16 protein-coding genes are annotated in these 21,114 nt (G+C 63.8%); 12 read left to right on the top strand and 4 right to left on the bottom strand.

The genetic code is table 11. The features are described from left to right. Window positions 1-55 precede the first annotated feature (55 nt). The 4 genes from K2U94_RS08190 to K2U94_RS08175 are packed head-to-tail and all read left to right on the top strand — an operon-like array spanning window position 56 to window position 3,949. Window positions 56-1,153: an extracellular solute-binding protein gene (locus K2U94_RS08190; protein WP_243066747.1), complete on the top strand. Its 1,098-nt coding sequence runs from the start codon at window positions 56-58 to the stop codon at window positions 1,151-1,153. Beyond that, complete coding sequence (locus K2U94_RS08185; protein WP_243066746.1) at window positions 1,153-2,211, top strand: ABC transporter ATP-binding protein; 1,059 nt, start codon at window positions 1,153-1,155, stop codon at window positions 2,209-2,211. Before K2U94_RS08190 ends, K2U94_RS08185 begins: the two co-directional genes overlap by 1 nt. After that, window positions 2,208-3,125, top strand: coding sequence for an ABC transporter permease (locus tag K2U94_RS08180; protein ID WP_243066745.1), 918 nt, complete (start codon window positions 2,208-2,210; stop codon window positions 3,123-3,125). The genes K2U94_RS08185 and K2U94_RS08180 overlap by 4 nt, the downstream gene beginning before the upstream one ends. Before the next feature lie 26 nt (window positions 3,126-3,151). Further along, window positions 3,152-3,949, top strand: coding sequence for an ABC transporter permease subunit (locus K2U94_RS08175; RefSeq protein WP_252393775.1), 798 nt, complete (start codon window positions 3,152-3,154; stop codon window positions 3,947-3,949). Window positions 3,950-4,004: 55 nt separating this feature from the next. On the opposite strand, the gene K2U94_RS08170 is transcribed toward K2U94_RS08175, so the two are convergent. Then, on the bottom strand, window positions 4,005-4,502 hold the full coding sequence (locus K2U94_RS08170) for a hypothetical protein (protein ID WP_243066743.1): 498 nt from the start codon (window positions 4,500-4,502) through the stop codon (window positions 4,005-4,007). Window positions 4,503-4,893: 391 nt separating this feature from the next. Between K2U94_RS08170 and K2U94_RS08165 the strand changes: the two genes are divergently transcribed. The 5 genes from K2U94_RS08165 (at window position 4,894) to K2U94_RS08145 (ending at window position 11,112) form a co-directional block, all read left to right on the top strand. After that, a complete protein-coding gene (locus K2U94_RS08165) occupies window positions 4,894-5,286 on the top strand; it encodes a MerR family transcriptional regulator (protein WP_243066742.1) in 393 nt (130 codons plus the stop codon). A 42-nt stretch (window positions 5,287-5,328) separates the two neighbouring features. Further along, entirely contained in the window at window positions 5,329-6,465 is a 1,137-nt protein-coding gene (locus tag K2U94_RS08160) for a thiolase family protein (protein ID WP_243066741.1), read from the top strand. Next, window positions 6,465-8,786: a 3-hydroxyacyl-CoA dehydrogenase/enoyl-CoA hydratase family protein gene (locus tag K2U94_RS08155; RefSeq protein WP_243066740.1), complete on the top strand. Its 2,322-nt coding sequence runs from the start codon at window positions 6,465-6,467 to the stop codon at window positions 8,784-8,786. Before K2U94_RS08160 ends, K2U94_RS08155 begins: the two co-directional genes overlap by 1 nt. 27 nt (window positions 8,787-8,813) lie before the next feature. Further along, on the top strand, window positions 8,814-10,592 hold the full coding sequence (locus tag K2U94_RS08150; protein ID WP_243066739.1) for an acyl-CoA dehydrogenase C-terminal domain-containing protein: 1,779 nt from the start codon (window positions 8,814-8,816) through the stop codon (window positions 10,590-10,592). A gap of 274 nt (window positions 10,593-10,866) precedes the next feature. Next, window positions 10,867-11,112 carry a hypothetical protein gene (locus tag K2U94_RS08145; protein WP_243066738.1) on the top strand — a complete coding sequence of 82 codons (246 nt, stop codon included), beginning with the start codon at window positions 10,867-10,869 and terminating at the stop codon, window positions 11,110-11,112. A 212-nt stretch (window positions 11,113-11,324) separates the two neighbouring features. Here K2U94_RS08145 and K2U94_RS08140 read toward each other — a convergent pair whose 3' ends face one another. Beyond that, the gene (locus tag K2U94_RS08140; RefSeq protein WP_243066737.1) at window positions 11,325-14,240 is read right to left on the bottom strand and encodes a bifunctional [glutamine synthetase] adenylyltransferase/[glutamine synthetase]-adenylyl-L-tyrosine phosphorylase; all 2,916 of its coding nucleotides are present in this window, start codon (window positions 14,238-14,240) and stop codon (window positions 11,325-11,327) included. After that, window positions 14,237-15,655, bottom strand: coding sequence for a sensor histidine kinase (locus K2U94_RS08135; protein WP_243066736.1), 1,419 nt, complete (start codon window positions 15,653-15,655; stop codon window positions 14,237-14,239). Before K2U94_RS08135 ends, K2U94_RS08140 begins: the two co-directional genes overlap by 4 nt. A 296-nt stretch (window positions 15,656-15,951) precedes the next feature. Here K2U94_RS08135 and K2U94_RS08130 point away from each other — a divergent pair, with 296 nt between their 5' ends. Next, entirely contained in the window at window positions 15,952-18,723 is a 2,772-nt protein-coding gene (locus K2U94_RS08130; RefSeq protein ID WP_243066735.1) for a DNA translocase FtsK, read from the top strand. Between the two features lie 294 nt (window positions 18,724-19,017). After that, window positions 19,018-19,452: a hypothetical protein gene (locus K2U94_RS08125; RefSeq protein WP_243066734.1), complete on the top strand. Its 435-nt coding sequence runs from the start codon at window positions 19,018-19,020 to the stop codon at window positions 19,450-19,452. Window positions 19,453-19,476: 24 nt separating this feature from the next. Here K2U94_RS08125 and K2U94_RS08120 read toward each other — a convergent pair whose 3' ends face one another. After that, window positions 19,477-20,499 (bottom strand): calcium-binding protein, encoded by a 1,023-nt coding sequence (locus tag K2U94_RS08120; protein WP_243066733.1) that lies wholly within the window; start codon window positions 20,497-20,499, stop codon window positions 19,477-19,479. On the opposite strand from K2U94_RS08120, the gene K2U94_RS08115 reads away from it, so the two are divergent. Continuing rightward, window positions 20,488-20,763 carry a hypothetical protein gene (locus tag K2U94_RS08115; RefSeq protein ID WP_243066732.1) on the top strand — a complete coding sequence of 92 codons (276 nt, stop codon included), beginning with the start codon at window positions 20,488-20,490 and terminating at the stop codon, window positions 20,761-20,763. The genes K2U94_RS08120 and K2U94_RS08115 overlap by 12 nt on opposite strands. Window positions 20,764-21,114 lie beyond the last annotated feature (351 nt).

The raw sequence follows: 21,114 nt of genomic DNA, 5'->3' as shown, positions 1-21,114 counted from the left end.
CGGCGCGAAGCAGGGAATTATGGCCGCGCGGACGATAAGGCGACGGGGCTCACGAATGGCGCGTTGGGGCGGATTGGCGGGCGCGATTTTGCTCGCGCTGGGCGTGGCGGGCGCGGCGAACGCGCAGCAGAAAGTCGTCAATGTCTATAATTGGACCGACTATATCGGCCCTCATGTCATTCCGGGCTTCGAGAAAGAGACCGGAATAAAAGTCAATTACGACACCTACGACCAGAACGAGACGCTGGAGGCGAAACTTTCGGCCGGCAATTCGGGCTATGACGTCGCCGTTCCCACCTTCACGCCCTTCCTCGTGCGCGGCGCGAAAATCGGCCTCTACCAGACGCTGAACAAGTCGCTGTTGAAGAACTGGGGCAATCTCGACCCTGAAATCTTGCAGCTTATGGCGAAATCCGATCCCGGCAACAAATATGCCGTTCCCTGGATCGTCGCGACGGATGGAATCGCGGTCAATATCGAGAAGGTCAAGGCGATCATGCCCGACGCCCCGTTCGACAGCTACGACCTGATCTTCAAGCCGGAAATCCTCGACAAATTCAAGGATTGCGGCGTCGAGATGATCGACAGCCCGACCGACGAGCTGCCGGTGATCCTGAACTGGTTGAAGCTCGACCCCAATTCCGAAAATCCCGACGACATCAAGCGCGCCGCCGCGGTCATGACCTCGATCAGGCCCTCGATCCGCAAATTCGAATCTTCGGGCTATATCAACGATCTCGCCAATGGCGACATCTGCATCGCCTTCGGCTACTCGACCGACATCAAGATCGCCGCCAAGCGCGCGAAGGAGGCGAAAAAGCCCTTCCACATCGAATATATCATCCCCAGGGAAGGGACGTTGCTCTATCTCGACGCGCTCGCCATTCCCGCCGGCGCGCCTCATGTCGCCGACGCCCACGCCTTCATCGATTACGTCATGCGCCCCGACGTGATGGCCGACACCGCCAATACGGTCGGCGGCCGCAGCGGCAACGCCGCCGCCCTGCCCTATATTCTGCCCGAGATCGCCAAGGATCCGACGATCTATCCGCCGCCCGAGGTCAGAAAGACCTTTTTCGTTCTGACCGTAACCAGCCGCCAGACCGAAAAGCTGCGCACGAGGCTGTGGACCAAGATCAAGACGGGCCTTTGATGATCCAGGTCGAGGGCCTGACCAAGAAATTCGGCCGCGACATGGCGGTCACGGGGGTCGATCTGGCGATCGCGGCGGGCGAGTTTTTCGCGATCCTCGGCGGGTCGGGCTCGGGCAAGACCACTTTGCTGCGGATGATCGCGGGCTTCGAGCGGCCGGACAAAGGGCGCGTCCTGATCGACGGCGCCGACATGACCGACGCGCCGCCGCATCGCCGCCCGGTCAATATGATGTTCCAGTCCTATGCGCTCTTTCCTCATATGAGCGTGGCGAAAAACATCGAATTCGGCCTGCGCCAGGAAGGTTTGCGCGGAGCCGAGCTGCGCAGGCGCGCCGACGAGGCCCTCGATCTCGTCGTCATGCGCGATTTCGCCGACCGCAAGCCCCACCAGCTTTCCGGCGGCCAGAAACAGCGCGTCGCTCTGGCGCGGGCGATCGTCAAAAGGCCGAAGGTTCTGCTGCTTGACGAGCCTTTGTCCGCGCTCGACCGCAAATTGCGCGAAACGACGCAAATGCATTTGCTCGAGGTGCAGAAGAGAACCGGCGTCACCTTCGTCGTCGTCACCCATGACCAGGATGAGGCGATGACCCTCGCCTCGCGGGTCGCGGTGATGAACGCGGGACGCATCGAACAGGTCGATACGCCGCGTGCGCTCTATGCCCGGCCCGCCAACCGTTTCGTCGCCGGCTTCGTCGGCGCGACCAATCTGCTGCCCGCCCGCGCGAGCGGCGAAGGCCTTCTCGGCGAGGGCGTGCTGACCTTTCTCGCCCCGGCCGCGCCGGTGCTCGGCGTGGGGGTGTTCTGGGCCTCGATTCGTCCGGAAAACATCACCATCGCCCGGCGCGCGAATTGCCTGCCGCGCGCCAATGCGGAGCATGGCGCGGTCGAGGCCCTTTCCTATTATGGCGACCACACCGTCTATTTCGTGCGCGCCGAGGGCGGCGCGCTGTTGCGCGCGGCGCAGTTCAACGCCGTCCACGGCGGTCCGGGCTTCAAGATCGGCGACGCCGTGAGCGTCTGCTGGCCGCCCGAAGCCATCACGGTGTTGCGGGCATGAGCGGCGGCGCGGACAACAAGGCAAGCGGTTGGCGTACGCCAGAGCGAGCATCAAATAAGGCCTTTCCCTCGGCGGTCCTGCCCTATGCGTGGCTCGTCGCCTTTTTCCTCGCCCCGCTCCTGGTGTCGCTGGCGATCAGCCTCACCCATGCGTTGGACAGCGTTCCGCCCTACAGCAATCCGCTCGACTGGCGCTCGCTCAATCCCGACAATTACCGCTCGATCCTGAGCGACGATCTTTATGCCGTCGCTCTGCGGAACTCCGTCCGCATCGCCGCGACCACCGCCCTGCTTTGTCTGGGCTTAGGCTATCCCATGGCCTACGCCATGGCGCTGGAGCCGCCGCGCCGCCGCCAGATCCTGCTGATGGCCGTCATCCTGCCCTTCTTCACCTCGTCGCTGATCCGCACCTATGCGATGATCAATCTCTTGAAGGAGACCGGGCTCATCAATCAGGCGCTGATCGCGCTCCATCTCGTCGATCCCGCCCATCCACCCAGCATTCTCTATACCGATTGGGCGGTGCAGATCGGCATGGTTTATAATTACCTGCCCTTCATGGTGCTGCCGATCTACGCCAATCTGGTCAAAATCGACTGGACGCTCGCTGAAGCCGCGCGCGACCTCGGCGCGCCACAATGGAAGGCATTTTCCCGCATCATCCTGCCCCTGTCCTGGCCGGGGGTTCTGTCGGGCGTTCTGCTCGTCTTCATTCCCGCCTGCGGCGAATATGTCGTGCCGACCCTGCTCGGCGGCCAGAATTACGTTATGCTGGGCACGCAGCTCTCAAACGAATTTTTCCAGAACCGCGACTGGCCGACCGCCTCGGCGGTGGCGATTCTGCTGCTGGCGATTCTCGTCGTCCCGCTCCTTGTCCTGCAATGGATCGCGCGCCGGCTGGAGGGCGCGTCGTGACCGGGCCCGGCATTTTTCGCCGTTCGATGCTCGCGCTCGGCCTCGCGTTTCTTTATGCACCGCTGGTCCTGGTGGTGGTCTATTCCTTCACCGCTTCGAAACTCGCGACCGTCTGGGCCGGTTTTTCGACGCGCTGGTATGTCGAACTCGCCTCGGACACGGCGCTGCTCGGCGCCGCCTGGCTCAGCCTGAAGCTCGCTTTCGTCACAGCGACCCTCGCCCTGGCGCTCGGGACGCTCGCTGGTTTTGCGCTCGCCCGCTACAAGCGTTTTTTCGGCCGAACCCTGTTCGCCGGCCTGGTGTTCGCCCCGCTCGCCATGCCGGAAATCGTCATGGCGATCTCGCTTCTGCTGCTGTTCGTCAATATGGGCGAAATTCTTGGTTGGCCGTCCGAGCGAGGTTTTTGGACCCTGGTCGTCGCCCATGTCAGCTTCGCTCTGTCTTATGTCGCGGTGATCGTCGCGGGAAGGCTTTCCGATTTCGATCCGACCATCGAAGAGGCGGCGCTCGACCTCGGCGCCTCGCCGCTCAAGACGTTTTTCGCGATCACTCTGCCGGTGATCTCCCCGGCGCTGGCCGCCGGCTGGCTGCTCGCCTTCTCGCTCAGCCTCGACGATGTCGTGACCAGCCAATTCGTCTCCGCGCCCGGCGCGACGCCGCTGCCCGTGGTGGTGCTCGGCAGCGTCAAGCTCGGCGTCAGCCCCAAGATCAACGCCATAGGCGCCATCTTTATCGCCATTTTGTCACTGGCGACGCTCGCCGCTTATTTCTGGCAACGGCGACGGGAGGAGCTTGAAACGCCTCAGAGGCTGCCTCGAAACTAACAGTAGCTTGGACAGCGCCGTCATTGCGCGCTTTGACCTCACCACATCCGAACGCTCACGGTCCAGGCGGGAACACCTGATTGCTGAAGGGCGAGGACGTCGGCACCCGGATTTTGATGAAGCCTTTGGCGGCGGCCTTGTGGCAGGAATTACAGGCCTCGGTCAGGCGGCCGAAGGATTGCAGGAAGGCGGTCGCGTTCCTGGCCTTGATGGCGGCGTCGACCTCGTCCAGCGCTGGTTCGCTGAACTGCTTGATGAGCTTCGCGACCGGAACTTTCTCGAACTCGGGGAAATATTGCGCGGCTTTGACGAAGTTGTTTCGCATTTGCGCGGCTTCAAAAGCCGCGAGCGGCCAGTTTTTCACCTCGCCGGCGTAACCGAGCTTCAAATGGCGCCATTGCGCGCCGGACATGATGTCGGAGAGACCGGGGCTATAGGCGGCAGGCGCCGGGGCGGCGGTCGCTGGCGCGGCAGGCCCCGGGGCCGGGGCGTTCTCCGCCGCGGCGGCGCCGAAAGCCAGGCAAGAAAAGACAACGGCAAGAGTCAAACGCATTTGCATTCTCCTGGATCTCCACGGCGGCGCTGCCATCCGCGCTCCACGTCAACCCAATCGAGACCAATGCTAGGCCATTCGGAGCGACAAAACACCCGTCGGTTCGCCGCGACGCACGGATTTTTGCCCCATTTGCCCGCGACGCACCGGAACGCCCCGACCACAACCATGACAATAAATTGTTTTTATTATATTTATCCAACTATGTTCAGATATGAACTTTTTCGTTGACAGGTCGGCGTCGAGAAATTACGTATACGTCAACAAACATTGGCCGCGCGGCAAGATTCGCGTGCAGGGAGGGTATCGAGTGACGATGCCGCATGACCCAAGCGATGCGTCCGGCGTCGGCGTCCGAGGCTCCGCCGCCATTCCGACGGGAAGATCGTCCGTGAAGGAAAAAACTTTTTCGATCGCTGAACTTGCGGGCGAATTGGGCGTCACCTTGCGCGCCATCCGCTTCTACGAGGCCAAGGGCCTCGTCGCGCCGCAGCGCGTGGGCGGGGCACGGTTATTCAGCCCGCGCGACCGCGCCCGGCTGATCCTGATTTTGCGCGGCAAGCGCATGGGCTTCAGCCTCAAGGACATTCAGCAATTCCTCGACCTCTACGAGGCCGATCCCACCCGGGTCGCCCAGATGCGCAATCTGCTCGGCAAAGTGCGCGAGCGCATCGCGCGGCTGGAAACCCAGTTGCGCGACGTCGAAACGAGCCTCGCCGAATTGCGCGACGTCGAGCGTACGACCGCCGAAATGCTTGCCGGGAAAGGCGTCAAGACGTCGTGAACGGCGCAACCTTTCGCAAAAGAATGATTCCGGGAGACAAGAATGACCAGAACAGTCATCGCAGGCTATGTCCGCTCGCCCTTCACCCCCGCCAAAAGGGGCGAACTGGCGTCTGTCCGTCCCGACGACATGGCCGCGCAGGTCATCGCCGGCCTGATCAAGAAGACGGGCGTCAACCCTGAGGACATCGAGGACCTGATCCTCGGCTGCGCCTTCCCTGAAGGCGAACAGGGCCTCAATGTCGCGCGCCTCGTCAGTTTCATCGCCGGCCTGCCAAAGTCGCTCGGCGCGGTCACCGTCAACCGCTTCTGCGGCTCGTCCATGACCTCGGTCCATATGGCGGCGGGCTCGATCGCCATCGGCGCCGGCGAGGCTTTCATTTGCGCCGGCGTCGAAAGCATGAGCCGCGTGCCGATGATGGGTTTCAATCCCATGCCGAATCCCGAACTCGCGGCGAAAATGCCCGCGGCTTACATGGGCATGGGCGACACGGCGGAAAATGTCGCCCAGCAATGGCAGGTTTCGCGAAAGGAACAGGAGGAATTCGCGCTGCGCTCGCAGCAGAAGGCGGCCGCCGCGCAAAGGGAAGGCAAATTCGTCGATGAGATCATCCCCATCGTCGGGCGCAAGGGAACGGTGTCGCTCGACGGCTGCATCCGCCCCGACGCGACGCTTGACGGCCTTGCCGAACTGAAGCCGGCCTTCAATGCCGAAGGCGTGGTGACCGCAGGCACGTCCTCGCCGCTCACCGACGGCGCTTCCGCCGTTTTCGTCTGCACCGAGGATTACGCGAAGAAAAACGGCCTGGAAATTCTCGCCGCGATCAAAAGCGTGGCCGTCGCCGGCTGCGAGCCGTCGATCATGGGCATCGGCCCGGTCGGCGCCAGCCGCAAGGCGCTGAAGCGCGCCGGGCTGGAAGCCAAGCAACTCGACGTGGTGGAGCTGAACGAAGCCTTTTCCAGCCAGGCGATCGCCTCGATGCGCGACCTCGGGCTCTCGGCCGATCAGGTCAATCTCGACGGCGGCGCCATTGCGCTCGGCCATCCGCTCGGCGCGACCGGCGCCCGCATCGTCGGCAAGGCGGCGCAATTGCTCAAGCGCGAAAAGGGCAAGTATGCGCTTGCCACCCAATGTATCGGCGGCGGCCAGGGCATCGCCACCGTTCTGGAGGCTTTGTGATGGCTCAGATTGGCAAAGTCGCCGTCATCGGCGCCGGCGTGATGGGCGCAGGCATAGCCGCCCAGGTCGCCAATTCCGGGACGCCGGTCGTCCTACTCGACATCGTGCCGCCCGGCGCGGCCAACCGCAACGCCATCGCCGAAGGCGCCGTGGCGAAAATGCTGAAAACCGAGCCAGCGCCCTTCATGAGCAAGGCGGCGGCGAAACTGGTTACGACCGGCAATGTCGCGGACCATCTCGACCTCCTCGCCGAATGCGACTGGATCGTCGAGGCCGTGATCGAAAGGCTCGATGTCAAGCAGGCGCTCTACGCCAAGATCGAAGCCAGACGCAAAAAGGGCAGCGTCGTCTCGTCCAACACTTCGACCATCCCGCTGGCCAAGCTGACCGAAGGCCTGCCCGAAAGTTTCGCGCGGGACTTCGTCATCACCCATTTCTTCAACCCGCCGCGCTACATGCGCCTGCTGGAGCTGGTGACGAGCGCGAAGAATAATCCTGACGCTGTCAGGGTGCTTACAGAGTTCTGTGATTATCGCCTCGGCAAGGGCGTTGTGCCCTGCAAGGACCGGCCGGGCTTCATCGCCAACCGCCTCGGCGTCTATTGGCTGCAAACAGCGGTGGTCACCGCTTTCGCCATGGGGCTGGACGTGGAGGACGCCGACGCGATCATCGGCAAGCCCTTCGGCGTTCCCAAAACCGGTGTGTTCGGCCTGCTCGACCTGATCGGCCTCGACCTGATGCCGCATGTCAACGCCAGCATGGCGGCCTCATTGCCGCCGGAGGACCCGTTCCACGCCATGAACCGGCCCGCGCCCCTGATCGAGCGCATGATCAAGGAGGGCTACACCGGCCGCAAGGGCAAGGGCGGCTTCTATCGGCTCAATCGCGAAATGGGCAAGCGCAAGGAGGCGATCGACCTCAAGAGCGGCGACTATCGCGCGCAGAAAAAGGCGCGGGTCGAGGCGATCGAGGACTCCGGCAAAAGCCTGACGAAACTTTTCGAGCATGACAGCGTCCATGGCCGCTACGCCTGGACCGTCATGAGCGAGACTTTGACCTATGCCGCCATGCTGGTCGGCGACGCCGCCGACGAGATCGAGTCGATCGATGAGGCGATGCGGCTCGGCTATAATTGGAAGAGCGGGCCCTTCGAACTCATCGACAAGATCGGCGTCGACTGGTTCGTCGCGCGTCTGGAGGCGGAGGGCCGCGCCGTCCCGCCGGTCCTGCGCGCCGCGCGGGGCAAGAGCTTCTATCGGGTCGAGGACGGCAAGCGCCAGGCGCTGACGCTTTCCGGGGATTACAAGACCCTGCATCGCCCCGAGGGCGTGCTGCTGCTCGCCGACGTCAAGCTGACGTCGAAGCCGGTGCTGAAAAACGCCTCGGCCTCGGCCTGGGACATCGGCGACGGGGTGCTCTGTTTCGAATTCACGAGCCAGATGAATTCGCTCGACCCCGACATCGTCACCCTGCTCGGCAAGACGATCGAACTGGTGAAGAAGGAATACAAGGCGCTCGTCATCTATAACGAGGGCTCGAACTTCTCGGTCGGCGCCAATCTCGGCCTCGCCCTTTTCGCCGCCAATATCGCGAGCTGGAACGACATCCAGGGCCTCGTCGCCATGGGGCAGATCACTTACAAGACGCTGAAATATGCGCCTTTCCCGGTGGTCGCCGCGCCTTCCGGCATGGCGCTCGGCGGCGGCTGCGAAATCCTGCTGCATTCCGACGCCATCCAGGCCCATGCCGAGACCTATGCCGGGCTGGTCGAGGTCGGCGTCGGCCTCATCCCCGGCTGGGGCGGCTGCAAGGAAATGCTCGCGCGCTGGCAGAGAGCTAACAGACTTCCGAGAGGGCCGATGCCCGCGGTCGGCAAGGTCTTCGAATATATCAGCACGGCGACAGTGGCGAAATCGGCCGCCGAAGCGCAGGAGATGATGATTTTGCGTCCCGGCGACGCAATCACCATGAACCGCTATCGGCTTTTGTTCGACGCCAAGGCCAAGGCCCTGAAAATGGCGGGAAACTACAAGCCGCCCGAGCCGGCGACCTATGTCCTGCCCGGCCCCTCCGGCAAGGTTGCGCTCGACATGGCGGTGGATTCCTTCGTCCGCCTCGGCAAGGCGACGAAACATGACAGGGTCGTGTCCGGCGTGCTGGCGGAAATTCTCTCCGGCGACGGAACGGACCCGACCGAGACCATCAGCGAAGACCGCATGTCCGAACTGGAGCGCACGGGCTTCATGAAGCTCATCCGCAATTCCGACAGCCTCGCCCGGATCGAGCACATGCTCGAAACCGGCAGGCCGCTCCGCAACTAGACACGCCGCGAAGAGGAGGAAAGCGCCATGCCCGCCTACAAGGCCCCTTTGCGCGATATGCTTTACGTGCTCTACGAATTGATGGACGGCGAAAGCGTCACGTCCTTGCCCGGCTTCGAGGATTTTTCCCGCGACACCATCGAGGCCGTGCTCGGAGAAGCCGCCAAGCTCTGTGAGGAAGTCCTCCAGCCGATCAACCGTTCCGGCGACGAGGAAGGCTGCGCATTCGAGAATGGCGTCGTCCGCACGCCGAATGGCTTCAAACACGCCTATGACGCCTTCCGCGACGGCGGCTGGACCGGCATAGCCTGCGATCCGGCTTTTGGCGGCCAGGGTCTGCCGGCCACGGTCGATACTCTGGTCGTCGAGATGATCTGCTCGGCCAATCTGTCCTTCGGCATGTATCCCGGCCTGTCCCACGGCGCCTATGTCGCCCTGCACGCCTATGGCTCCGACGCGCTCAAGGAAACGTTTCTGCCGAAACTGGTGGACGGGACCTGGTCCGGCACCATGTGCCTCACCGAGCCCCAATGCGGCACCGATCTCGGCCTGTTGCGCACCCGCGCGGTTCCCAACGACGACGGCTCCTACAAGATCACCGGCACGAAAATCTTCATCTCGGCCGGCGAGCACGATCTCACCGAAAACATCATCCATCTGGTGCTCGCCCGCCTGCCGGACGCGCCCAAGGGGGTGAAGGGCGTCAGTCTGTTCCTCGTGCCGAAATTTCTGGTCAAGCCGGATGGGTCGCCTGGCGCCCGCAACGGGGTCGCCTGTGGCTCGATCGAACACAAGATGGGCATCAAGGCCTCTTCCACCTGCGTGATGAATTTCGACGAGGCGCAGGGTTTTCTCATCGGCGCCCCCCACAAGGGCATGCAGGCCATGTTCACCATGATGAACACCGAACGCCTCGCGGTTGGCGTTCAGGGTCTCGGCCTCGCCGAAGCCTCCTATCAGGGCGCCGTGGCTTATGCCCGCGAGCGCCTGCAGGGCCGCTCGCTCTCCGGCGCCAAATATCCCGACAAGCCGGCCGATCCGCTCGTCGTCCATCCCGACATCCGCCGCATGCTGCTGACCCAGCGCGCCTATATCGAGGGCTCGCGCGCCCTCGCCATCTGGGCGGCGAAAAATCTCGACCTCGCCAAGCGCCATCCCGATCCCGCCGAGCGCGCCAAAGCGGAGGATTTCGTCGCCGTGATCACCCCGGTGGTCAAGGCGCTGATGACCGATCTCGGCTTCGAGGCGACCAATCTCGGCATGCAGGTTTTCGGCGGCCACGGCTATATCCGCGAGAACGGCATGGAGCAATTCGTCCGCGACGCCCGCATCGCCCAGATCTATGAAGGCGCCAATGGCGTGCAGGCTCTGGACCTCGTCGGCCGCAAGATGCCGGCCCATGCGGGGAGGTTCCTGCGCAGTTTCTTCCATCCGGTCTCGGACCATATCGCCGCGAAAAAGGCCGATCCGGCGCTTGCCGAATTCATCGGCCCGCTGGAAAAGGCTTTCATCCGGCTGCAACAGGCGACGACTTTCATTGCGCAAAGGGGCATGGCGCGGCCCGACGAGGCCGGCGCGGCGGCGAGTGATTATCTGCGCCTGTTCGGCCTGACCGCTTTGGCCTATCTATGGGCGCAAATGGCCGAGAACAGCCTGCCCAAGGCGGAGGAAGACCCCTTCTATCGCGCCAAGGTCGGCACGGCGCGCTTCTTCATGGAGCGCCTGCTGCCCCAGACCGGCGGCCTGCTCCAGGCGATCTCCTCCGGCGCCAGGACCACGATGGCCTTCGAAGAAGCGGCGTTCTGAACCGCTTCATCGGAAAGTCGCGCGCCCCCGGCTGAACCGCCGGGCGGCGGAAGCGTCGCGTCCTCTCGGCCGATTTGATCGAAAAAAAAGCGAATGAGCCGCATTTTGCGGGAAGTCCGAATTGTGTCCACGCTTCGGCGCCGTCACAATCGATAGAATGGGGTCGGGCAGCGCTTCCACGTCATGACTTTCGTTCACAAGCGCGGCAACGAACTGAAAACCTTGTTTACAACACATTCTTGACGCACTGCCCCGCAAGGCTCAGAACGTCCACATGATGACCGCGACGATCGACATCACCTTCAGCACCCTCATCAGAGCCGCGATCGGCGATATTGCGCACCTGCTCGACGAGGAATACACGGTCGCGAACATGATCGAAGCTATAAATGTCATCGGCGCGATCGATCTCGCCGTGCAATGCGTTTTGAGAAACCCGAAATACGCCGCCTTCTCCGAATTCGAGGCGGATGTCGTTCACGAAGCGATCTTCGATCGCTATCAGCTCAAGATGGCGTAAAGCGTTTATTTCCGAAAGACTTACGGCTCGCCACGAGGCAACCGGCCGCCAAGCCCCTCGACCAGCAAATAAGCATCATTCACCTGCGCCAAGTCAAAATCCTTATCAATTCCACGTCGGCGAAGCTGACGCGGTTCAATCATCAATGAATATTCTCATGATATACACCGATTACAAAGCCGTATGACAGGGCGTTGGCGGCCTCCCCTGCCTCAGCCCTTCGCCAAGACCTGCGTAAAAATCCGCCTCACTTCTTTCCGCGTCGCCGCCAGTTCCCGCTCCAGCAAGCCGAAATCCGGCAGGCCGGTGGCGGCGGCGATGCGGCGTTTGACGCCTTGGGCGGCGTGCCGCGGGTTGGCGCCGTCGCCCAAAGCCAGCCGCAGCCATTGGGTGACATTGGCGTAAAGGGCGTGCGCCTTGAGCAGGCTTTCCGACGTCTCGGCGTCCAGAAAACCGGATTTTGCCGCGGCGGCCAGAATGTGCGCCGTCGCGGTTTGGCGCAGCGCCGGCGCCTCGGCGCCATGGGCCAAGGCGAGAAATTGCGCCAGGAATTCGACATCGAGCAGGCCGCCGGCGGCGAGCTTGAGGTTCCAGCCGTCGTCGTCGCCCTTTTCCCGGGCGATCAGGGCGCGCGTGTCGCGCACCGCCTTGGCGAGCCCGGCCGTGTCGCGCGGGCGATACAGCGTTTGCGCGATGGTCGCGGCGGCCGTGGCGGCGAGACCGTCGTCGCCGGCGATCGGCCGCGCCCGGGTCAGCGCCATATGTTCCCAGATTTCAGCTTCGGAAGCCTGATACGCCCGGAACGAAGCGAATTGCGTCGCCAGCGGCCCCTGCCGGCCGGAAGGCCGCAGCCGCATGTCCACCTCGAACAATTTGCCGCGCCGGGTCGGCGCGGTCAGCGCCGCGATCAGGCGCTGGGTCAACCTGATGTAATAGACTGTGGCGTGGAGCGGCTTCTGGCCGTCGGATTCGGGGCGTTCGGGGTCGAAATCATAGAGCAGGACGAGATCCAGGTCGGAGGTCGCGGTCATTTCGCGCGAGCCGAGTTTTCCCAAGCCCAGCACGACGCAGCGCCCGCCCGGTACGACGCCGTGCTCGGCGGAAAAATCCATTTCGACGCGCGCCAGACAGGCGCGAACGATCGCCTCGGCGAGCGCGGCATAGGCCTGCGCCGCCTGGTCCGGCTCGATCAGCCCGGCAAACAGCCGCAAGCCGATCATGAAATTCTCCTCATTCCCGAAATCCCGCACGACGTCGAGAAAAGTCTCCAAACTCGGACCGGCGTTATGGAACAGCACGAGACGCGCTACGTATTCGGCGACGTCCATCGGCGCAGCCATCACGCCGCGATCGATCGCGACGTCGAGCACATGGGGGCTGCGCGCGATCACCTGCGCCAGACGCGGCGCGCCGCCGAGAATGTCGGCGAAAAGCTGGAGCATCGCCGCGTGCGATCTGAGCAGCGAGAACAGTTCCGTCGCCGCCGGCAGCCGCGCCAGAGCGGCGTCGAAGGCCGCCAGGCCGGAATCGGCGTCGCCCGAATTGGAAAAGGCTTCGAGCAGCGCCGGAACCAGCTCCGTCAGCGCCTCGCGGGCGCGGGCGCTGCGCACGGCGGGGCGGCGCCCGAAATGCCAGCCGCGCACGGTCTCGGCCGCGAGCGCGGGATCGCGGAACCCCATTTCGCGCAGGGTTTCCAACGTTTCAGGATCATCCGCAGCGCCGGTGAAAACCAGATTGCCCGCCAGCGAATCCAGGCCGGGCGCATGCTCGAACAGGCGCGCGTAATGTTTCTCCACCGCGCGGAAATGGCGCAGCAGATCGCGGGCGAATCCGGCGGTCCCGGCATAGCCGCAGAAGCGCGCGAAATTTTTCAGCGCGCCCTCGTCCTCGGGCAGGCGCTGGGTCTGCTGGTCGTTGACCATTTGCAGGCGGTGCTCGACCGCGCGCAGAAAATGATAGGCGTCGCTCAAATCATCCGCGGCCTGCTGCGTGATCCAATTGTCCGTGCAGAGCTGTCGCAGCATGTCGAGCGTGCGCGCGCCGCGCAATTGCTTGCGGCGGCCGCCGAAAATCAGCTGCTGGGTCTGGACGAAAAATTCGATCTCGCGGATGCCGCCGCGCCCGAGCTTCACGTCATGGCCGGCGACCGCGATCTCGGCATGGCCCTTGGCCGCGTGGATCTGGCGCTTCATGGCGTGAATGTCGGCGATGGTCGCGTAATCGAAATATTTGCGCCAGACGAAGGCGGCCATTTCCTGCAGGAAATCGAAGCCGAGCGCGAGATCGCCCGCCACCGGGCGCGCCTTGATCATGGCGGCGCGCTCCCAGTTCTGGCCGAGCGTCTCGTAATAATGGCGCGCGGCGTCGAGCGAAACGGCGGCGGCGGTCGAGCCGGGATCGGGCCGCAAACGAAGATCAACCCTCAGCACGTAGCCGTCGCCGGTGCGCTCCTGCAAAAGCTTTACGAGATGTTGGGTCAGGCGCAGCGAATTGGCTTTCGCGCCGGGACCCGCGCCGAGGACGGGCGAGCGGGAGTCATAGAACACGACGAGATCGACGTCGGAGGAATAATTCAGCTCCAGCGCGCCGTGCTTGCCGAGCGCCAGAATCACAAGGCCGCAGTCGCGCTCCGGCTCGTCCGGATGGGCGAGCGCCAGTCTGTCGCCCGACAGGCGCAGGGCGACGCGCAGGGCGGCGACGACAAAACGGTCCGCCGCCCGCGACAGGGCTTTGGTCGCGGCGACGACGTCCCATTCGCCTGAAAGATCGGCCAGGGCCACGATCAGCGCGATCTCCTGCTTCGCCTTGCGCAACAGGCTCATGGCGTGAGCCTCCGTGCAATCGGGCGCATGGCAGGCCGAAAGGCGGCGCAGCGCCTCGTCGAGCGCCGCATCGGGGTTCAGGCTGCGGATGCGAAGCAGGCGGGCGGGATCGCGCCGCGCCAGCCCCCAAAGGAAGGGCGACTGATCGGCGATCCCGCCGAGAACCGCTTCCAGTTTCGACCAGTCCGGCAAGGCGCGCAGAGCAGCGGCGGTTTCCTCGCCCGCGGCTTTAAGAACTTCCGCGACCCGCGCGCGGGCGGCGGCGAGCTTGACCGGACGGGGGATGGTCAGCGCCTTGGTCGTCATGCTCCTCTTCCCTCCCTGCGGCGCGGCAGCGCCAGGACGACCCGCAGCCCGGGCGCATTGTCCTCGATTCGCAACACGCCGTCATGGAGCCGGGCGACGGCGGCGGCAAGCGAAAGGCCGAGGCCGGAGCCCGGCAGGCTTCGCGACGCTTCCAGCCGCACGAAACGCCCCTGCACCCGCTCCCGCTCCGTCGCGGGAATGCCCGGACCCCGATCGGCGACCGCGATCTCGACCCAGTCGTCCGTGAGCGCCGACGTGATGGCGACGTCCGCCGCCGCGCCGGGCAGGTCGGGCGCGCCATATTTGAGCGCATTGTCGATCAGATTGGCCATTGCCTGGCCGATCAGCTCGCGCTGGCCGTGAATCGGCGCGGGCTGAGGCGCCTCGACCCGAAGGACGATATTGGCCTCCTCGGCCGCGGGCTCGTAAAGCTCGGCCATGTCGCGGACGAGTTCGGACGCGTCGAGATCGGTGAAATTCTCGCGCGAGGAATGGGATTCGGCCCGCGCGATCATCAGCAGCGCGTTGAAGATGCGGATCAGCCCGTCGGCCTCCTCGATCACCTGCTCCAGCGCGGCGCGGGCGCCCTCCTCCCCGGCTTCGAGCTGCAACGCCTGTTCGGCATTGTTGCGCAGCCTTGTCAGCGGCGTGCGCAGGTCGTGGGCGATATTGTCCGAGACCTGCCGAATTCCCTCCATCAGGCTGGCGATCCGGTCGAGCATGGCGTTGAGATTGCGCGCGAGGCGGTCGAGTTCGTCGTCCGCGCCGGAGAGCGGCAGCCGGCCGGTCAGATCGCCCTGCAGCAGGGTCGCGGCCTTCGCGCTCATCGCGTCCACCCGCTGCAGCAGGCGCCGCGCGACGAACAGCCCGCCGAAGGTCGCGATCACCAGCAGCCACAACAAAGAGGTGAACAGAGCCGAGCCAAGAATGTGCCGCAGCCGCTCGCGGTCTTCGAGATCGTGTCCGATCAGCAGGCGGAAGCCGCCGGGCAAGGTGAAAACACGGGCTATGGCCCGGCGTTTGACATTGGGCTCGCCGAGCCGCTCGTATCGGATCTCGACCGCAGTCTTCTGGTCGAGCACGCCGGCTGGAAGTTCGAGCACGTTGCCGGCGACGGCGACGCCGTTCGGGGCCGTCACCAGATAGATCGACGCCCCCGGCGCGCGCGAGCGGCGCTCCACCACCGCGACCAGTTGAGCGAGGCCGCCGTCGCCATATTGATCGGCGAGGCCCTTGATGTCGGCGTCGATGGTCTGGCGTATCTGCTGGTTGACGAGTTCGCGCACATTCTCGCCGACCTGCTCGATCACCAGGGTGAAGCCGAAGCCGAAGATGATGAAATAGGCGATCGCCAGCTTGAAGGCGGTGGTGCGGAAGAGCCGCCACAAACCGACGAGGCCCCGCCAGCCTATCATGCGCCATCCGCCCGCCTGTCGCCGCCAGGCCGTCAAGCGCCGCCAGCCCCGTCCCAGATCCATACCGTTCAAGCCCGCGGCCGCATCCCCCGCGGCTCTCATGGCGAAGATCGGCCAAGCCGGCGCGCCGGGCAAGTTAATGATTGGTCAGCTCCTGTGGACAGGTCCGAATTAACCTCATTCGAAACCGGGCGTTAACCCTGCGGACCCCATTCTCGCCCACGTAACGCCCTGTCTTGCGCCAGGAATTTTCCGGGCCGCGGGCGTCGTTCTTGCGTATTCAAGGCGAAGCGTTCATGTTGATGACCCTCGACCAATGGCTCGCGCGTTTTTTCGGCGCGAGCCGGCGCGCCGATCGCGCAGCGCCGCTGGCGCAGCGTGCTTCCTTCGGCCTCGACGGCGTGGAAATGCGCCAGATCGACGCCGACATTGAATTTCCGGCATGGGACGAAGAGCAGGAGTCCTCGCCCTACCGGCCCTATATCCGCCGGCCGCGTTCGGTCTTCGCCGAATCGCCGCGCGCCGCGCTCGCGCCCGGACAAACGCCGGAAGCGCCCGAGGCCCCGCCATACCCGGCCTTCGGCTTCGAGCGCGCCCGGCTCGAAGCCGAAGCGGCGGAAAAATCCCGCGCGATTCTCGCCGCCGCAACCAGGCCGGCGCAGGCGATGGAGCCGGTCCAGCCATTCCAGCCGGGGCCGCAGTTCCAGTCGAACGTCGTCGCCGAATCGCCCCACGAGCCCGGTGCGCCGCAATTCTTCCGCCCCGACCTGCCCCATGTCCGCTTCACACGCACGCCGGAGGCCTCGATCGCGCGGCGCAAGGCTGAGGAGGAAGCCCAGCGCCGCGCGGCGGAAGAGGAAGCGCGCCGCGCCGAGGAGGAAGCGCGCCGCCGCGCCGAGGATTCCGCTCGCCGGCTTGAGGAGGCGCGCCTCGCTCAAGTTCACGTCATGAACCATTCGATGAACGATGCAATGAACGATATGACCAATTCGCCAAAGCCCCGCGTCCGCTATACCCGCACGCCCGACCGCGTGAGCGAGCGCAAGGCCGCGGCCCCGCAGCCCGCTCCTGAAATGGCGCCGGAGCGGCCGGAGGCTGCGGTTGCGCCGGCGCCGGCTTTCGGCGCCTTTGCGAGCATGGGCGCGCGCTTTTCCTTCAGCGTCGGCTTTGGCAGCCTTTCCGCTTTCGTCCCCGCGCCTGTCCACGAACCCGCCCCGGTCGCGGCGCCTGCGCCCGTATTGGCCGAGCCCGCCGAGGCGCTGGCCGTCCCGGCCAGCGACGTTTTGGAGAAACCGGCGAAAATGCGGATTCGCGTCAAGGCGGTCGCCGCGCCGAGCGAGCCCGCGCCGCAGCCGGTCGCGGAGCCCATCCCCATCCCCGAGCCCGAGCCCGAGCCCGAGCCCGAGCCCGCGAAGGCCGCGGAAACCGCCAAGCCCGTCAAGCCAGCCGAACCCGTCAGATCCGCCGAGCCCGTTCGCGTGATGAAGCGCGCCAAGACGCCCGTCGGCGGCTTCCTCGAAAGACTCGAGGCCGCCAATTTCGACTATCAGCCCTTCGCGGTCGAAACGCTGGCGCCGCCGCCGCACCGCCATGAGGACAGCGAACCCGACGACGAGCTGGAGGTCAACGCCGACGCGCTCGAAAAGACTCTTGAAGATTTCGGCGTGCGCGGCGATGTGCTCAACGCCCATCCCGGGCCTGTTGTGACGCTTTACGAGTTCGAGCCGGCGCCGGGGATCAAGTCGTCGCGGGTGATCGGGCTTTCGGACGATATCGCGCGCTCGATGTCGGCGGTTTCCGCCCGCGTCGCCGTGGTGCCGGGGCGCAACGCCATCGGCATCGAATTGCCCAATCCCCGCCGCGAGACCGTCTATCTGCGCGAACTGCTCGCCTCGCCCGATTTCGTCGAGACCCGCCACAAGCTCGCCATCGCCTTGGGAAAAACCATCGGCGGCGAGCCGGTCATCGTCGATCTCGCCAAAATGCCCCATCTGCTCGTCGCCGGCACCACCGGCTCCGGCAAGTCGGTCGCCATCAACACCATGATCCTGTCGCTGCTCTACAAGCACAAGCCGCAGGAATGCCGCCTCATCATGGTCGATCCCAAAATGCTGGAATTGTCCGTCTATGACGGCATCCCGCACCTCCTCACCCCCGTCGTCACCGATCCCAAAAAGGCGGTCGTCGCCCTCAAATGGGCGGTGCGCGAGATGGAGGACCGCTACAAGAAAATGTCCAAGCTCGGCGTGCGCAACATCGACGGCTTCAACGCCCGCGTCGCCGAGGCCCGCGAAAAGGGCGAGATCATCTCGCGCACGGTGCAGACCGGCTTCGATCGCGAGACCGGCGAGGCGGTCTATGAAGAGGAGCAGATGGACCTCGCCGTCCTGCCCTATATCGTCGTCATCGTCGATGAAATGGCCGATCTCATGATGGTCGCCGGCAAGGAGATCGAAGGCGCGATCCAGCGCCTGGCGCAAATGGCGCGCGCCGCCGGCATTCATCTCATCATGGCGACCCAGCGCCCTTCGGTCGATGTCATCACCGGCACGATCAAGGCCAATTTCCCGACCCGCATCTCATTCCAGGTGACGTCGAAAATCGACAGCCGGACGATCCTGGGCGAGATGGGCGCGGAGCAGCTCCTGGGCCAGGGCGACATGCTTTACATGCAGGGCGGAGGGCGGATTTCCCGCGTGCACGGGCCTTTCGTGTCGGATGTCGAGGTCGAGAAGGTGGTGGCCCATCTGAAGATGCAGGGCCAGCCGGAATATCTCGACGCGGTGACGGTGGAGGACGAGGGCGAGGACGACGAGGCTGACGCCACAACCTATGCCGGCGACGACGAGGGCAGCGACCTCTTCGACCGCGCGGTGGCGATCGTGCTGCGCGACAAGAAATGCTCGACCTCTTATGTCCAGCGCCGGCTTTCGATCGGCTACAACAAGGCGGCGTCGCTGGTCGAACGCATGGAAAAGGAAGGGGTGGTAGGCCCCGCCAACCACGCCGGCAAACGCCAGATTCTCATCGGCGGCGGCATAGATCGCGGCGCGTTCGACGGGGAGTAAACGGCGCCGTCATTACGAGCGAAACGAAGCAATCCACCTCGCGACCTCTTGCAAGGCGGTTTGGATTGCTTCGTCGCCCCCGGCTCCTCGCAATGACGGCCAGAGCGTTTTCCGACCATCTTGCCAACACGACGAACGGGAATGGCGAAGCCCTATTCGATCCGTTCGCGCGGGCGATGACGAACCACCCCTTGAACGCGCGACATTTTTGTTTTAATTTTGAGTAGGTTAAGCGATATTGCGTCTATGCAATGCTCACCTGGGTTTCACCAGCAATTCCGGGAAGTTTGTTCTATGAGCCTATTTTCTTATGGATTCCTCCGCAGCGAAACGCGCGATCAAAATAGCCGCTTCATAAGAATTGAAGAAAATCGGCTTCGAAGCGCGTTACGCGCTTTATTGCTTGAAGTCGAAATGGATGAAAAATGGTATTTTGAAGCTTACAGCGACGTTCGCGCTGCATTCAAGCAAGGGAAAATCGCTTCGGCGCGGGAACATTACGTCGAATCGGGCTATTTCGAAGACAGATGGCCGCGCCCGATGAAGGTCGACTCGGCTTGGTATCTCAAGACCTACCCTGACATTGCCGATGGCGTCCGGTCAGGGAAGTTCGCATCCGCTCAGGAACATTTCGAAACACATGGATTTCGCGAGGGCCGTAAGCCTTCCCCTGGCTGGACCTTGCTGTCGGATGTCCCAACAAGGCCCCAGGCGGGATTGAACAGGTGACGGGCTCCCACTCCTCCGGAACCGTCAGGAAAAGATGAAGTCCTGCGGCCTGAGCGCAATCAGGCTATGCACGACGACGTCATTGCCGGAACCGAAGGTGATCGTGCTTTCGTGGGTCGAGGGATTGAAGGCCGAAATGTCGAGCTGACAAAAGTTGCAAACCCCCAAGGCGCTGACGTCGATGTGATCGGTTCCCCAGTTTGATCCCTTTAAACCCTGGCCGAAATCCTCGATCTTGTCGTGGCCGTTATTGGCGTAAAAGGTGAAGGTGTCGTCGCCCCCTCGCGCATTGCCCAGCATGACCTGTGCGTCGCCCCACATGTCATCATTGCCCGTGCCGCTGATTAACGTATCATTGCCGCCGCGAGCGCCGCCTGACATGGTTTGCGCATCGCCGATGAGAACGCTCTCATATGTGCCAGCCAGGTGCGAAGGCCCGGGATCATTGCCGCCGACAAGCTTGTCGTCGCCGCCCCGGGCATTGCCGGACATGGTCTGGGCGTCGCCGATGAGCATGTTGAGCAAGTCGGTGAAATGGGTGAAATAGCTGGCGCCGACGAGCAGATCGTCGCCGCCCTGCGCATTGCCGAACATAGTCCGGGCGTCCCCATAGGCGAGGCTCGTGCCATAGGCAGCCGACGCACTGCCTATGAATTTATCGTCGCCGCCAATGGCATGGTCGCCCATATTGCCGCCGGCGTCGCCATAGAAAACGGTGCTGCTCTCGTCGCCGGCCTGGAACGTGTCCTTGCCGCCCCGCGCATGACCGGACATGTTGCCCCCCGCGTCACCATAGAACGTGGCATCGCCGCCCGCCGCGTTGTCCTTGAAGACATCATTGCCGCCGCAGGCGTGATCGCTCATGTCGCCGCCGGCGTCGCCGTAAATAACGTAGTTATTTTGGGGGCCCGCCATCGTAAACATATCATTGCCGCCAATAGCATGACCAGACATGTTTCCGCCGGCGTCGCCGTAGCATGTGGTGCGCGCATCATGATTGCTGCCGAGATCAAAGGCGTCGTCGCCGCCGCGGGAATGATCCAGCATGTCTCCACCCGCATCGCCGTACATTACGATTGGCTGGTGAGCGAATGGCCTTCCTTCGGACACGGTCAGGAAGGTGTCGTTCCCGCCAGTGGCGTGGCCGGAGAGATCGCCTCCGACGTCGCCGAACATATTGATGTTCATTGTGCGAAGTTCGGCGACATCGACGCTCAGCGTGTCATTGCCGCCGACGGCGTGGCCGGAAATGTTCCCTCCGGCGTCGCCATACATATTGATATTGACGAGATCGGTCGAAGACGGGCCTGAGATGAGCGCATATAAAATGTCGTCGCCGCCGACGGCGTGGTCGGAAATATTCCCGCCGGCGTCGCCGTACATATTGATGTTGAAAGGAAAAGTCGAAGCGGCGGTGATGAGCGCGTTCAATGTGTCGTTGCCGCCGCTCGCGCGGTTGAGAATGTTCCCTCCGGCGTCGCCGTATAAATTTCCGGACCCATAGCTTATCAGCGTGTCGTCGCCGCCGACCGCCTTATCGCGCAAATCCACGCCGGCGTCGCCAAAGATCGTATTCGTCGGGTCGGAGCCCACCAGCGTCTGGTCTCCGCCATGCGTTTTTCCGCTGAGGGAGCCAGCAGTATCGCCGTAAAGGATTGCCAT

Origin of the sequence: Candidatus Rhodoblastus alkanivorans (genome assembly GCF_022760755.1) — a bacterium.
In the GTDB taxonomy this organism is placed as follows: Bacteria; Pseudomonadota; Alphaproteobacteria; order Rhizobiales; family Beijerinckiaceae; genus Rhodoblastus; species Rhodoblastus alkanivorans.
Note: the sequence above shows the minus strand (reverse complement) of the source record. Positions and strands in the feature narration are given on the sequence as shown.

Excerpts from the sequence above, each read along its gene's own strand:
- K2U94_RS08190 (WP_243066747.1), top strand. The coding sequence starts at position 56 with ATGGCGCGTTGGGGCGGATTGGCGGGCGCGATTTTGCTCGCGCTGGGC.
- K2U94_RS08185 (WP_243066746.1), top strand. The coding sequence starts at position 1,153 with ATGATCCAGGTCGAGGGCCTGACCAAGAAATTCGGCCGCGACATGGCG.
- K2U94_RS08180 (WP_243066745.1), top strand. The coding sequence starts at position 2,208 with ATGAGCGGCGGCGCGGACAACAAGGCAAGCGGTTGGCGTACGCCAGAG.
- K2U94_RS08175 (WP_252393775.1), top strand. The coding sequence starts at position 3,152 with ATGCTCGCGCTCGGCCTCGCGTTTCTTTATGCACCGCTGGTCCTGGTG.
- K2U94_RS08170 (WP_243066743.1), bottom strand. The coding sequence starts at position 4,502 with ATGCGTTTGACTCTTGCCGTTGTCTTTTCTTGCCTGGCTTTCGGCGCC.
- K2U94_RS08160 (WP_243066741.1), top strand. The coding sequence starts at position 5,329 with ATGACCAGAACAGTCATCGCAGGCTATGTCCGCTCGCCCTTCACCCCC.
- K2U94_RS08155 (WP_243066740.1), top strand. The coding sequence starts at position 6,465 with ATGGCTCAGATTGGCAAAGTCGCCGTCATCGGCGCCGGCGTGATGGGC.
- K2U94_RS08150 (WP_243066739.1), top strand. The coding sequence starts at position 8,814 with ATGCCCGCCTACAAGGCCCCTTTGCGCGATATGCTTTACGTGCTCTAC.
- K2U94_RS08145 (WP_243066738.1), top strand. The coding sequence starts at position 10,867 with ATGATGACCGCGACGATCGACATCACCTTCAGCACCCTCATCAGAGCC.
- K2U94_RS08140 (WP_243066737.1), bottom strand. The coding sequence starts at position 14,240 with ATGACGACCAAGGCGCTGACCATCCCCCGTCCGGTCAAGCTCGCCGCC.
- K2U94_RS08135 (WP_243066736.1), bottom strand. The coding sequence starts at position 15,655 with ATGATAGGCTGGCGGGGCCTCGTCGGTTTGTGGCGGCTCTTCCGCACC.
- K2U94_RS08130 (WP_243066735.1), top strand. The coding sequence starts at position 15,952 with ATGTTGATGACCCTCGACCAATGGCTCGCGCGTTTTTTCGGCGCGAGC.
- K2U94_RS08125 (WP_243066734.1), top strand. The coding sequence starts at position 19,018 with ATGAGCCTATTTTCTTATGGATTCCTCCGCAGCGAAACGCGCGATCAA.
- K2U94_RS08115 (WP_243066732.1), top strand. The coding sequence starts at position 20,488 with ATGATCCAGCATGTCTCCACCCGCATCGCCGTACATTACGATTGGCTG.
- K2U94_RS08120 (WP_243066733.1), bottom strand. The coding sequence starts at position 20,499 with ATGCTGGATCATTCCCGCGGCGGCGACGACGCCTTTGATCTCGGCAGC.